The 13,607-nt window shown below is 64.1% G+C and carries 9 protein-coding genes; 4 read left to right on the top strand and 5 right to left on the bottom strand.

Annotated features, from left to right (window positions below):
- Nucleotides 1-190: 190 nt before the first annotated feature.
- The 4 genes from pepN to ACWTU9_RS14655 all read left to right on the top strand — a co-directional run bounded on the left by pepN (nt 191) and on the right by ACWTU9_RS14655 (nt 6,141).
- Nucleotides 191-2,830: an aminopeptidase N gene (pepN, locus tag ACWTU9_RS14670; protein WP_455858886.1), complete on the top strand. Its 2,640-nt coding sequence runs from the start codon at nt 191-193 to the stop codon at nt 2,828-2,830.
- A 209-nt stretch (nt 2,831-3,039) separates the two neighbouring features.
- On the top strand, nt 3,040-5,361 hold the full coding sequence (locus tag ACWTU9_RS14665; protein WP_455858885.1) for a PAS domain-containing sensor histidine kinase: 2,322 nt from the start codon (nt 3,040-3,042) through the stop codon (nt 5,359-5,361).
- A gap of 85 nt (nt 5,362-5,446) precedes the next feature.
- Nucleotides 5,447-5,707 (top strand): type II toxin-antitoxin system prevent-host-death family antitoxin, encoded by a 261-nt coding sequence (locus tag ACWTU9_RS14660; protein ID WP_455858884.1) that lies wholly within the window; start codon nt 5,447-5,449, stop codon nt 5,705-5,707.
- Complete coding sequence (locus ACWTU9_RS14655) at nt 5,704-6,141, top strand: type II toxin-antitoxin system PemK/MazF family toxin (RefSeq protein ID WP_455858883.1); 438 nt, start codon at nt 5,704-5,706, stop codon at nt 6,139-6,141. Before ACWTU9_RS14660 ends, ACWTU9_RS14655 begins: the two co-directional genes overlap by 4 nt.
- A gap of 54 nt (nt 6,142-6,195) precedes the next feature.
- Here the strand turns inward: ACWTU9_RS14655 and ACWTU9_RS14650 are convergent, their stop codons facing one another.
- From ACWTU9_RS14650 to ACWTU9_RS14630, 5 genes are all read right to left on the bottom strand, one after another.
- Nucleotides 6,196-6,666 carry a hypothetical protein gene (locus tag ACWTU9_RS14650; protein ID WP_455858882.1) on the bottom strand — a complete coding sequence of 157 codons (471 nt, stop codon included), beginning with the start codon at nt 6,664-6,666 and terminating at the stop codon, nt 6,196-6,198.
- A 65-nt stretch (nt 6,667-6,731) separates the two neighbouring features.
- Nucleotides 6,732-9,698: a bifunctional [glutamine synthetase] adenylyltransferase/[glutamine synthetase]-adenylyl-L-tyrosine phosphorylase gene (locus ACWTU9_RS14645; RefSeq protein ID WP_455858881.1), complete on the bottom strand. Its 2,967-nt coding sequence runs from the start codon at nt 9,696-9,698 to the stop codon at nt 6,732-6,734.
- Nucleotides 9,698-11,173 (bottom strand): ATP-binding protein, encoded by a 1,476-nt coding sequence (locus tag ACWTU9_RS14640; protein WP_455858880.1) that lies wholly within the window; start codon nt 11,171-11,173, stop codon nt 9,698-9,700. Before ACWTU9_RS14640 ends, ACWTU9_RS14645 begins: the two co-directional genes overlap by 1 nt.
- A gap of 7 nt (nt 11,174-11,180) precedes the next feature.
- Nucleotides 11,181-11,855: a response regulator transcription factor gene (locus ACWTU9_RS14635; RefSeq protein ID WP_454586524.1), complete on the bottom strand. Its 675-nt coding sequence runs from the start codon at nt 11,853-11,855 to the stop codon at nt 11,181-11,183.
- Nucleotides 11,856-12,054: 199 nt separating this feature from the next.
- Nucleotides 12,055-13,602 (bottom strand): Do family serine endopeptidase, encoded by a 1,548-nt coding sequence (locus ACWTU9_RS14630; protein ID WP_455858879.1) that lies wholly within the window; start codon nt 13,600-13,602, stop codon nt 12,055-12,057.
- Nucleotides 13,603-13,607 lie beyond the last annotated feature (5 nt).

Raw genomic sequence — 13,607 nt, 5'->3', positions numbered from 1 at the left:
CGTCCATGCCGAATTTCGGTCTGACGACGGTCATCAAGGCCTCGCGATGATGGTGGAAGGGGAACGCCCTGAAATAGGCATTGGCGCAGTTTTGTCGAGTGGCCGTTTCGTGTAAAGAGCGCGCACTTTAGATTTCTTGGGCCAGCGGATACCTCCGCAGGCTCCGATAACGACAGGGAAACCCCAGGGAATGCGAACCGATACCGGCCAGGTCTTCAAGCTCGAAGACTATCGCCCCAACGACTTTTCCATTCCGAAAACCGGCCTGACCTTTCGCCTTTCGCCAGACGCAACGCGCGTTAACGCCACGCTGACGATCGAACGCCGCGATAATGCTGCCGCCTCGGCACCGCTGGTGCTGGACGGCGACGGGCTGGTGCTCAAGCGCATCGCCATTGACGGCCGCGAGCTCTCGCCGGCCGACTATCTGGCAACGCCCGACCAGCTGACCATTTTGAAGCCGCCGGCCCGCTTCGAGCTGCTGCTCGAGACCGAGATCGCTCCGGCCAGCAATGAGGCGTTGATGGGCCTTTACCGCTCGAGCAATGTCTATTGCACGCAATGCGAGGCCGAGGGCTTTCGCCGCATCACCTATTTCCTCGACCGCCCCGACATCCTCTCGGTCTACACCGTGCGCATCGAGGCCAAGCTGGACGAGGCGCCGCTGCTGCTCTCCAACGGCAATCCGGTGGAAAGCGGCGCGCTTGCCGACGGCTGGCACTATGCTGTCTGGCACGACCCCTTCCCCAAGCCGTCCTATCTGTTTGCGCTGGTGGCCGGCACTCTCGGGCAGGTCGCGGACAGTTTCGTCACCGCATCTGGCCGCAAGGTCGAGCTCGGCATCTATGTCGAGCCGGGCAAGGAAGGGCTCGCCGGCTACGCCATGGACGCGTTGAAGCGCTCGATGCGATGGGATGAGCGGGCATTCGGCCGCGAATACGACCTGGACGTCTTCAACATCGTCGCCGTCTCCGACTTCAACATGGGAGCGATGGAGAACAAGGGCCTCAACATCTTCAACGACAAATATGTGCTGGCCGACCGGGAAACCGCGACCGACGCCGATTTCGCCAATATCGAGGCGATCATCGCGCATGAGTATTTCCACAACTGGACCGGCAACAGGATCACCTGCCGCGACTGGTTCCAGCTCTGCCTGAAGGAAGGGCTGACGGTCTTTCGCGACCACGAATTCTCGGCCGACCAGCGCTCGCGCGCGGTCAAGCGCATCGCCGAGGTGCGTACGCTGAGGGCGCACCAATTCCCCGAAGATCAGGGGCCGCTGGCGCATCCGGTGCGGCCACGCCGCTACCGCGAGATCAACAATTTCTACACCGCGACGGTCTACGAAAAGGGCTCGGAAGTGGTGCGCATGATCCGCACTATCCTCGGGGCCGAGACTTTCCGCGCCGGCATGGATCTCTACTTCGAGCGCCATGACGGTGAGGCGGCGACAATCGAGGATTTCCTCAAAGTGTTCGAGGACGCCTCCGGGCGCGACCTGTCGCAATTCGCGCTTTGGTATCACCAGGCGGGCACGCCAAACCTGACCGTCAGTTCGACGCACAATCCGGCCACGCACGAGTTCACGCTCGAGATCGAGCAGTCGGTGCCGCCGACGCCGTCGGAAAGCCGCAAGCGGCTGATGCACATTCCGCTCGCCTTCGGTCTGGTCGGCACCGGCGGCGAACCGGTCGCCTATGGCGGCGTCGAAGGTGCTGCCGTCGAGGACGGCGTCATCCATATCCGCAAGCGCCGTCACATGGTGCGCTTCTCCGGCGTTGCCGAGCGGCCGGCAGTGTCGCTCAACCGCGGCTTTTCGGCGCCGATCACGCTTTCGGTCGAGCAGAAGGCCGACGACCAGTTCTTCCTCGCCGGGCACGACAGCGACGCTTTCGCGCGCTGGCAAGCGTTCAACACGCTGCTTACGGATGCGCTAATCGCTGCCTTCCGCCAGATCCTTGGCGGCGCTAAGCCGGCTTTCAGCGCCAGGCTGACCGGCCTTGCCGGCAAGATCGCCGGCGATGAGACGCTCGAGCCGGCCTACCGGGCGCTGGCGCTGTCGCTTCCCGGTGAGGCCGACATTGCCCGCGACATCGGTAGGAACATCGATCCCGACGCCATCTTCGCCGCCCGCGAGGCGCTGGCGCTGGAGATCTCGCGCGCCAATCAGGGGGCCTTTGCCAATCTTTACGATCGCCTGGCCGACGACGGCCCGTTCAGCCCCGATGCGGCAAGTGCGGGACGGCGGGCGCTGCGCAACATCCTGCTCGACTATCTCTCGCTGTTGCCAGCTGGCGCCAAGCTCGCCGCCCGGCATTTCGAGGCCGCGACCAACATGACCGATCGCGCCGCAGCACTCACGGTGCTTGCGCATCGCCACAACGGCTCGCCCGAGGCGATCAAGGCGCTGGCCGGTTTCGAGGCACGCTATGGGGCCGATCCGCTGGTCATGGACAAGTGGTTCCAGATCCAGGCCAGCGTGCCGGGACCGCGGACAGTCGACACGGTGCGCAAGCTCATCGGCCACACTTCCTTCTCGATGGCCAATCCGAACCGGGTGCGCTCGCTGGTCGGCACATTTTCCAGCGCCAACCAGACCGGCTTCCACCGCGCCGACGGCGAGGGCTACCGGTTCTTCGCGCAGACCGTGCTCGAGGTCGAAAAGCGCAACCCGCAGGTGGCAGCGAGGCTGGCGACGGCATTGCGCTCCTGGCGCTCGCTGGAACCGGGCAGACAGGCCAAGGCCAGGGAGGCGCTGCTGGCGATCGCCGGTGCCGAGAAGCTCTCGGCGGATTTGCGCGATATTGTGGAGCGGACGCTGGCTTGAGACGCATAATCTCCCCCCTTGTGAGGGAGATGCCCGGCAGGGCAGAGGAGGGCGCGAAGAATCGCGGCTTCGGCGTTATTTCAATCAATTTTTAATGTTTTTCGCCCGCGCCTCTGGACAAGGCGAATCACCTTTGATTCTTTACAGACGATTCGGACGTGCGGTGTTGCCGGATCGTCAAGCGTACGGAAATTCGGGGAGTGCCATTTATGGCCAAGGCGGACGCGTGGGGCGCGCCCGGAGGGACGGCTTTTGAGCGGCGTACGGCGCGGGGCGACGGCCTCGCCGGCAATACGCGGCTCATCGCTGAACCAGCCTACCGGCGGCTCTTGGCTGCTGAACCGCTTCTGCGCCGATCGATTCCGGCGCTCATCATCATCTTCCTGATCGTCATCGCCGCTTTGCGCGTCCTGTCGCTGATGAACGAGCGCGACGAGGTCGAGCGTGACGTCAAGGCGGTGCTGGGGCTGGCCGCCGGCCAGATGGCGAACGCAATCTCGGCCGACCCGAACGCGGCCGCCGGCGGCGCCATCGACCTGCTGGAAAGCACCAGCCGCCAGGGCGCCATGGGCCGAAGCCATGTGCTTGTCGTCACCGATAGCGCCTTCAAGATCATTGCCGTGTCGCCGCTGTCGACCGGATGGCAGGGGCGATCGCTCGACAGCCTTGTGCTGGACGGCCAGCCGCTGTTCATGTTCGGCGACCGCGCCGGCGTTATGGATGTCAGCATCGGCGGGCAGGACTGGTACGCTGCCGTGAGCCTGACCCTGGACCGCAAGAACGCCGCCGCAGTGCTGGTGCCACAGGAAGCGGTGTTCGACAGCTGGCGCAAGACCGTCTCGCTCAACGTTACGCTGTTCGTGCTGACGGCGGGCGTGCTGATCATCATCCTCTACGCCTATTTCGGCCAGGCATCGCGCGCCCAGACGGCCGACCGCATCTATCTCGAAGCCCACCAGCGCATCGACATGGCGCTGGTGCGCGGCCGGTGCGGCCTGTGGGACTGGGACATGGTGCGCGGCAAGATGTACTGGTCGCGCTCGATGTATGACATGCTGGGCTACGAGCCCTGCAACTCGATGCTGTCGTTCGGCGAGGTCGACGACATCATCCACCCCGAAGACGGCGACCTGTTCCAACTTGCCAACCGGATCGTCGAGCGCGAGATAGACCATATCGACCAGGTGTTCCGCATGCGTCACGCCGACGGCCAGTGGGTGTGGATGCGCGCCAGGGCTCAGGTAATCGATCCGGAAGCGCCTGAAATCCAGCTGATCGGCATCGCCGTCGACGTCACCGAGCAACGGCACCTGGCACTGCGCTCGGAGGCGGCCGACCTGCGGCTGCGGACCGCGATCGAGAACATCAATGAATCCTTCGTGCTGTGGGATGCCGCCCAGCGCCTGATCATGTGCAATTCCAAATACCAGAAGGACAATGGCCTGTCGGACCGCGACGTCATGCCGGGCGCGGCGCGCGCCATGCTGGAAGAACGCATGCTGGCCTTCGCCTCGGAACGGCGGTTGGCCAACACCAACGGGCCGCAAGGCGGCGCAACCTTCGAGCGGCAACTCTCGGACGGGCGCTGGCTGCAAGTCAACGAACTGAGGACCCGGGACGGCGGCACCGTCTCCGTCGGCTCCGACATCACCCAGATCAAACTGCACCAGGAAAAGCTGGTCGACAGCGAACGCCGGCTGATGGCGACCATCCACGACCTCAGCCTTGCCCGCCGGGCCGAGGAAGAACGCGCCAAGGAGCTGGTCGAACTGAACCGCAAATACATGAAGGAAACCGAGCGCGCCGAGGCCGCCAACCGGGCCAAGTCCGAGTTCCTGGCCAATATGTCGCATGAACTGCGTACGCCGCTCAACGCCATCATCGGCTTTTCCGAACTGATGGAACAGGGCCTGTTCGGGCCGCTCGGTTCGCCGCGCTACGAGGAATATGCCAACGACATCAACGGCAGCGGCAAGTATCTGCTGGGCGTCATCAACGACATACTCGACATGTCGAAGATCGAAGCCGGCCAGTTCTCGATGGATCGCGAGGAAATCGATCTCTGTCCGCTGATCCGCGAGACGGTGCGCGTCATCTCGCTGCAGGCGGCCGAGAAATCGATCACTGTCGAAACCCGCATCGCCGATACGATGACACTGTTTGCCGACCGCCGGGCGATCAAGCAGATCGCCATCAACCTTCTCTCGAACGCAGTGAAGTTCACCGGCCAGGGCGGCCATATATTGGTGCGCGCCCGCAACACCTCCGGCGCGCTGGTGCTGACCATTGAGGACACTGGCTGCGGCATTCCGAAGGAAGCGCTGAGCAAGCTTGGCCGGCCATTCGAACAGGTGCAGAACCAGTTCTCCAAGAACCACGCTGGCTCCGGCCTCGGCCTCGCCATCTCGCGCTCGCTCGCCGAGCTGCAGGGCGGCGCGCTGAAAATCCGCTCGACCGAAGGAGTCGGTACCATCGTGTCGGTGCGCATCCCGGTGAAGAAGGCGCAGCGGGCGGTGAAAGCGGCGGCCTGAGGTAGGCACCCTGTCGGGCGCGCTGTGGCAGCCATCCTTGAAAAGGTCATCTATTCTATCTATTATAGATATAGAGGTATCTTTCATGCGTGTGACATCGACAGAATTCCAGCAGAACGTCGGACGGTTCCAGGATGCCGCACAGCGGGCGCCGGTTGCGATAACGAAGAATGGCCGGACCCATACAGTGCTTCTCTCGGCGGCAATGTTTGAAGTTCTGGTCAAGGGGCGGGTCGCCCGTCCCGTTGAGGACCTGGACGACGAGACATTAAACGCGATCGCCAGAAGCGCTGTCCCATCAGAATATGACGAGCTGGACGCGATGCTCAAAGACTGGACGCCGTGAGTCTGCCCAAGCCTGTCCCCGGGCTGGTAATTTCCTATTCCTATCTATGGGCGGACGAAAGCAGCCAAGGCGCGGAAGAAGGCCGCAAGAATCGGCCCTGCGCAATCGTTGCCGCGCGCCGAATCGTGGAGGGCCGCGAGGTCGTCACGGTGGTTCCGATTACCCACTCGGTCCCGAGCGATCCGGCCGATGCGATCGAGATACCTGCATCGCTCAAAGCCCACCTTGGGCTCGACAACATGCCGTCATGGGTGCTCGTCAGCGAAACCAATGATTTCCTCTGGCCCGGGCCTGATCTCAGGCCCATTGCGGGAAGCAGGCCCACCCGCTTCGATTATGGCATGCTGCCGCCTCGCTTCTACGCATATCTGCGCGAGCGGATTTTGCAGGCTCACGCGAGCCGCGCTCTGCGCCGTGTTCAAAGGACCGAGTAGCTGTCCGGTCTTGTCGGTCCCGGCGGCTTTTGCCGCCGAGGCCGTAATCGGCATTCACTGCATGTCGTCGCCGCCGTCCCATTGACTATGACGGCCCATGCGGCCGTTCTTCGGCAATTCGTTACGCTCGATCTTGCCGTCATTGTTGCGGTCGAGCATGGCGAACACTTTTTTCTCACGCCCGGTGATGTCTTCCGTGGTCAATGTGCCATCGCCCTTGGTGTCGTAGCGAGCGACGATGCGCTTGGCCATTTCCTCGAACCGCGCCTTCTCCAGCGCGTCGGCGAGCTGGGCCACGGTCAGCTTGCCGCCATTGTCGGCGACCAGCTTCTTCAGCCGGGCGTTCATGGCGTCGGAGAACTGGTCGAAGCTGATGGTGCCGTTGGAATCCTTCATCGCCTTGCTGAGGCGCATCATCGTGCCCTCGCGCATTCTGGCGCTGGCATTGTTCTCGGCATAGGCGGTGGTGCCAACGGCGCCGGCGAGCGCGACAAAGGCAAGGGCAAGTCCGGTTGTCTTTCTCATGGGTATTCTCCTGTTGCATCGTCACCCCCGATGCGATCCGAAACAGCCGTCAGCGCTTCACGCCCTCACGACCGCTCCGTACGAAGCAGAAGGTCGAAATCCTTTCTGACCTTTTGCGACGTCTCCTTGAGATGTGCTTCCAGCACACCGAAATCCGGCAGGCTAGTCACCGCCAGAAGCAGATCCGACAATCCCGGCGGAACGTCGTCGCGTTCGAAGGCACCGGTGAGGCAAAGCCGCGTCATCTGGGTCAGCGCCAGATAGAGCTGGTAGGCTTCGCAAAGCTCTTGCCTGACATCGGCGTCGGCGAAATCCGGCGCCAGATGCGACAGGATTTCGCCGGTCGCGGTCACCCCGCGGCCGGCTTCGACCTGACCGGTGATGACGGCCACCTGCGCGATGAATTCGACGTCGATGAGGCCGCCGGAGATCAGCTTGATGTCCCAGAGATCGCGCGGCGACTTTTCCTTCTCTATCAGAGCGCGCATCTCTAGGGCCTCGGCCTTCACCTTGGCGATGTCGCGCGGCAGGGCCAGCAGTGCGGCCACCTCGGCCTCGACCTCTGCACAGAGCGCAGCGTCGCCGCCAATGACGCGTGCCCGCGCCAGCGCCATGTGCTCCCAGGTCCAGGCCTCCTGGCGCTGGTACTTCTTGAAGGCGTCGACGTGGGTGGCCACCGGCCCCTTGTTGCCGGATGGCCGCAAGCGCAGGTCGAGTTCGTACAGCACGCCCTCGGCGGTCGGCGCCGAGACAGCCGCGATCAACCGCTGCGTCATCCTGGCGTAGTAATGCGACGGCGCCAGCGGCTTGTCGCCGTCGGATTCTTCGGCATCGGCGTCGTGATCGTAGAGCAGGATGAGGTCGACATCGGAGCCGGCCGTCAATTCGCGGCTGCCGAGCTTGCCCATGCCGAGCAGCGACACGGTGCCGCCGGCGATACGGCCGTGGCGCCGCTCAAATTCGGCCGTTACCGCCTGCAGTGCGGCGCCAATGGTAAGGTCGGCGAGGTCGGAAAAGGCGCGGCCGGCACGGCTCGGGCTGATCGAGCCTGCGAGCAGGCGCACACCGATCAGGAACTTCTGCTCGGAGGCAAAGATGCGCAAGCGGTCGAGCACATCCTCGTAAGCGCTGTCACCTTCGATAAAAGCCGCCAGCCGCGCCGACAGATAGGCGCGATTGGGCAGTTCGGTCAGCAACGCCGGATCGAGCAGACCGTCGAAGACATGTGGGCGCCTGGTGATGATCGCAGCCAGCCGGGGCGCGGCACCCATGATGGTCGCCATCAGCTTCAGCAGGGCGGGGTTCGATTGCAGCAGCGAAAACAGCTGGATGCCGGCGGGCAGACCGGCGAGGAATTCGTCGAAACGAACAAGCGCCTCATCGGCGCGGCGCGTCTGGCCGAAGGCTTTGAGCAGCGCCGGTGTCAGTTCGGTCAGCCGCTCGCGCGCCTCGGCCGACTGGGTGACGCGGTAGCGGCCGAAATGCCAGCCGCGGATGACGCGGCAGATATCGCTCGGCCGCTTGAAGCCGAGGCCGTGCAAGGTCTGCAGCGTGTCGGGGTCGTCGACATCGCCGGTAAAGACCAGATTGCCGACGCCGGCCGACAGTTCCGGCGCGGTTTCGAACAGCGCAGCGTAGTGGCGCTCAACTTCATGCAAAGCCGCGCGAAAAGTTTCGGAAAATTTGGCGGCATCGGCAAAGCCCAGCATATGGGCGATGCGTTCCAGTCCCTCATCATCGTCCGGCAGGATATGCGTCTGCTCGTCGGCGACCATCTGGATGGCATGTTCGACGCGGCGCAGGAACCAGTACTGGCGGGTGAGTGTGTCGCGCGCATCGGCGGTGATCCAGTTGCGCGCTGCCAGCGCACCCAACATTGGCACGGTCTCGCGGCCGCGCAGCTCGGGAAAACGGCCGCCGGCAATCAGCTGCTGGGTCTGGACGAAGAACTCGATCTCGCGAATGCCGCCGCGACCGAGCTTGACGTTGTGGCCCTTCACCGCGATCTCGCTATGGCCCTTGTGGGCATGGATCTGGCGCTTGATCGAATGGACATCGGCGATTGCCGCGTAATCCATGTATTTGCGCCAGACATAGGGCTGCAACTCCCGCAGGAACGCCTCGCCGGCGGCGAGATCGCCGGCCACGGGGCGCGCCTTGATCATGGCGGCACGTTCCCAGTTCTGGCCGCGCGCCTCATAGTAGCGCAGCGCCGCCTCGACCGGGATCGCCAGCGGCGTCGAGCCGGGATCGGGGCGGAGCCTGAGGTCGGTGCGGAAGACATAGCCGTGCTCGGTGCGGTCGTGCAGGATGCGGACCAACCTGCGGGTCAGCCGCGCAAACAGCTCGGTGGCATCGAGCGGATCGACGATCGCCTTCGCATCGGGATCGAAGAAGACGACGAGGTCGATGTCGGAGGAAAAATTCAGTTCATGCGCGCCGAGCTTGCCCATGCCGAGCAAGATCCAGCCGGACCACCACGACGGATTGTCGGGATCGGGCAATTTGAGCTTGCCTTGGCTGTGCGCCTCGCGCAGCAGGAAGTCGACGGCAGCGCGAGTGCAGGCGTCGGCGAGATCGCTGAGACGCCTGACCGTCAGCGCGGCATCGGCCTCGCCGGAGAGGTCTGCAAGCGCAATCAGGAAGTGAGCTTCCCCCTTCCAATGCCTGAGCTCCATCATCAGGCTCGATTCCGAAACCGTCTCAGCGAAGGCGGCCTTGCCGATCGCTTCGGCAATGCTGAGCAACCTGGCCTCGACACCGTCATCGAACAGCGCGTCAAGGATTTGCGGCCGGCGGCGGGCGATATCGCGCAGGAAGGGTGAGAGGTCGAAGACGGCAGCGAGAAAATCCTGGGCTGCGCCTTTGCCGCCCAAAAACTTCGCCAGCCGTGGCAGACCTTCGTCCTCGGCGTCGCCGGCGATCTCCGACAGTTCACGCCGGGCGCGGCTCCCGTCCAGCGGCGCCAGTTGCGTGGCCAACTGCAGGTGCCATTCCATCTCGGTCCGTTTCGCCGCCATCCTCACCGCCATCAATGGTCCTCCCGCACCGGGAAACTCATGATAACGGACAATCCGGGATTGGCAGGCAGAAGTTCGAGCCTGCCATTGTGAAACGTCATGATCGCCTTGGCGAGGCTGAGGCCGAGGCCCGAACCCGGCTGCGAGCGGCTCTTTTCCAGCCGAACGAAGCGCTCGGTCGCCCTGGCGCGGTCGGCGTCGTCAGGGATGCCATGCCCATTGTCGGCGACCGAAAGCCTGATGTCATGGCCGACGCGCTGCAGGGCCACGCGCACAAAAGGCTTTTCCGTCGCGTCGGTGGAGTATTTGATTGCGTTGTCGACGATGTTCGACAGCGCCTGACCAATCAGCTCGCGGTTGCCATGGACGGAGAACTCCCCGGCCACAGAGGTTTCGAGCTCGACGCCAGCCTCCTCCGCCACAGGCTCGTACAGCTCGACGACATCGCGCACGGCGGCGGCGAGATCGACCTTGCTGGTGCTTTCCGAGGAATAGCCCGCCTCCAGCCTGGAGATCATCAGGATGGCGTTGAAGGTTTTTATCAGCTGGTCGGACTCGGCGATGGTGCCCTCCAGTGCCTGCCGGTAGTCGGTGTTCTTGTGCTTGCCCGAAAGTGTGGCCTCGGCGCGGTTGCGCAGTCTGGTCAGCGGCGTCTTCAAATCATGGGCGATGTTGTCGGAGACCTGTTTCAGGCCTTCGTTCAGCGTCGCGATCCTGGCCAGCATGGTGTTGAGGTTTTCCGACAGACGATCGAACTCATCGCCGGCCCCGGTCACCGGCAACCGACCTGTCAGGTCGCCGCCCATGATGCGGCGGCTCGCTTCCGAGACGCTGTCGATGCGCTTCAGTGCCGCGCGGCCGACGAAGAACCAGATCAGCAGCCCGCCCAGCCCCATCATGCCCAGCGCCAGCATCAAGGCGCGGCGGATGACGGCGCGGAAGCGCTCGGGTTCGCCGAGATCGCGGCCGACTAGCATGATCATCTGGTTGGGCAGCCGCAACACCAGGGCGATGGCGTTGTGACCCTTCTCACCTTCGGACTGAATTTCGGTCTCGCCGGGCTGCGTCCCGTTTTGATCGGAAGCCTGATTGCGCTGCCGCTCAAGCTCGCCTTCGCCGAAGCGCCGGTAGGAGAATGGCTCGGTGGTCCAGCCGTCGGTCTCGAGCACGCCCGGCTCCAGGCTCTGCACGTTGCCGGTCAGGATCTGGCCGTTGGCGTCGGCGATCAGATAGAGGTTGGCGCCGGGCTGGCGCGAGCGCTGCTCGACCACGCGCACCAGCACCGGCAGGCCGCCGCGCTGATAGGCACGTGCCAGGCCGAGCACCTCGTCATTGATGGTCTGCTGGGTCTGGCCGGTCAGCATGCGCGCGGATAGCGACGTCATGTAGAAGACGAGCAACACGGCGCAGAGGGCGAAAAGCAAGAAATAGAGCGCCGAAAGCCGCGCCGCCGTCGTCCTCATGATGGCCGGCAAGGATAGGGCCATCGAGTTTCTAGCCGCTCTTCAGCATATAGCCGGCGCCGCGCACGGTATGCAGGATCGGTTTGTCGAAACCCTTCTCGATCTTGCCGCGCAGCCGCGAGACATGGACGTCGATGACGTTGGTCTGCGGATCGAAATGGTAGTCCCAGACATTTTCGAGCAGCATGGTGCGCGTCACCACCTGGCCGGCATGGCGCATCAGATATTCGAGCAGGCGGAATTCGCGCGGCTGCAGCGTGATCTCGCGCGCGGCACGCTTCACGGAATGAGAGAGACGGTCAAGCTCGAGATCGCCGACCCGGTAGACGGTTTCGGCTTCCCTGGCGCTGGCGCGGCGGTTCAGCACCTCGACGCGGGCGAGCAGTTCGGAAAAGGCATAAGGCTTGGTCAGATAGTCATCGCCGCCGGCGCGCAGGCCGGTGACGCGGTCATCGACCTCGCCCAGCGCCGACAGGATCAGCACCGGCGTGGTGTTGCCGCGCGAGCGCAGGCCGGCAATGACCGAGAGCCCGTCGCGGCGCGGCATCATACGATCGACGACCATCACGTCATAGTCGCCCGCATCGGCCAGCGCAAAGCCGGTTTCGCCGTCGCCGGCGACATGGGCGGTATGCCCGGCCTCGCCGAAGGCCTTCTGCATATAGTCGGCCGCCTCGCGATCGTCTTCTATGACGAGAATCTTCATAGAGCCGTTATACGCGATTTCGCTGGAAGATTGAGGGGCCGCCATGTTCGCAAAACTTTGCTGTTAGAGCGGCAGCGGGCGATGGGAGCCCGCTGCCGCCGGGGACAGAACACGATGACTGACTAACGCGTTCGGCCCCTTGCTTTCCCATGCGGCGGCTCGGGGGTGTTGAAACCGCCGCACTGGAAACTGTGTGATGTCATCCCTTGGCGACCGGCAGGGCGACGAAGCGATTGCTATCGTCGCGGGTGATCTGCATCAGCACCGCCTTGCGGCCGGACTTGGCTGCATCGGCCATCGCCTTGGTGACGTCCTCGGTGCCGTTCACTTCGGTCGAGTTGACCGAGGTGATGATGTCGCCGGGCTGGATGCCGCGGTCGGCGGCATCGCTGTCGGGATCGACATCGGTCACCACCAGGCCCTTGCCGTTCTCCGACTTGGTAACGGTGAGACCGAGATCGGCGAGTGCTGCGGGCTTTGCCGGTGCCGCAGGCTGTTGCTGGTCAGCCGAGGCCTGCTTGTCGGTGGACGGCAGCGTGCCGAGATCGACCTTGATCGTCTCGCTGTTGCCGTCGCGCCACACCGTGACGTCGATCGCCTTGCCGGGCGAATAGGCGCCGATCAAGCGAGCCAGCTCCTTCGGCGATGCAACGTCCTTGCCTTCGACCTGGGTGATCACGTCACCGGCGGTGATGCCGGCCTTCTTGCCGGGTCCGCCGTCCTGGGCGCTGGAAACCAGGGCGCCGTTCTGCGACTTCAGGCCCAGCGATTCGGCGATATCGGAGGTGACCGGCTGGATTTCCACGCCGAGCCAGCCACGCTGCACCGAGCCGCTCTTCATCAGATCCTGCACCACCTGCTTGGCGGTCGAGGCCGGAATGTCGAAGGCGATGCCGACGCTGCCGCCCGAGGGCGAGAAGATCGCCGTGTTGATGCCGACGACCTGGCCGTTGAGGTTGAAGGTCGGGCCACCCGAATTGCCGCGGTTGACCGACGCGTCGATCTGGATGAAATCGTCATAAGGGCCGGCGCCGATGTCGCGGCCACGGGCCGAGACGATGCCGGCGGTGACGGTGCCGCCGAGGCCGAACGGATTGCCGACGGCCACCACCCAGTCGCCGACGCGAACCTTGGAATCGTCGGCGAAATCGACATAGGTGAACTTGCCGACGCCATCGACCTTGAGCACGGCGAGATCGGTGCGCGGATCGGTGCCGATCAGCTTGGCATCGAGTTCCTTGCCGTCGTTCATCACAACAGTGAAGGCCGAGCCTTCCTCCACGACATGGTTGTTGGTGACGAGATAGCCGTCATCGGAGATGAAGAAGCCGGAGCCCTGCGCGACTGGGCGGGGCTGGTCGTTGTTGTGGTCGCGGTGGTTGAAGCGGCGGTTGCCGAACTGGCCGTTCTGGTCGCCGAAGCCGCGGAATTGCTTGAAGAACTGGCGCAGCTGCGGATTGTCGGGCAGAGGGTTGCCATCCGGATCCTGCATCTGGTCGGAACCGTCATCGGAGGCAGGCTCGATCTTGGCCTTGACCTTGACGCTGACCACGGCGGGCGAAACGCGCTCGACGACATCGGCAAAGCCCGGCACCTGCGGCGCCTCGACCCGCACGGCGTCGGCCAGAACTGGGGCCGTGCCGGTGGTGACGGCGCCGAAACCAATGGCGCCGGCAATGGCCAGCGATGCGGCGGCGGCCAACAGACGCTTGCGGGTGCGGGAATATGAATTGGGGGCAATAGGCATGGGTC

This window comes from Mesorhizobium sp. 128a (assembly GCF_053848025.1).
This window is presented reverse-complemented; position numbering and strand designations above follow the sequence as displayed.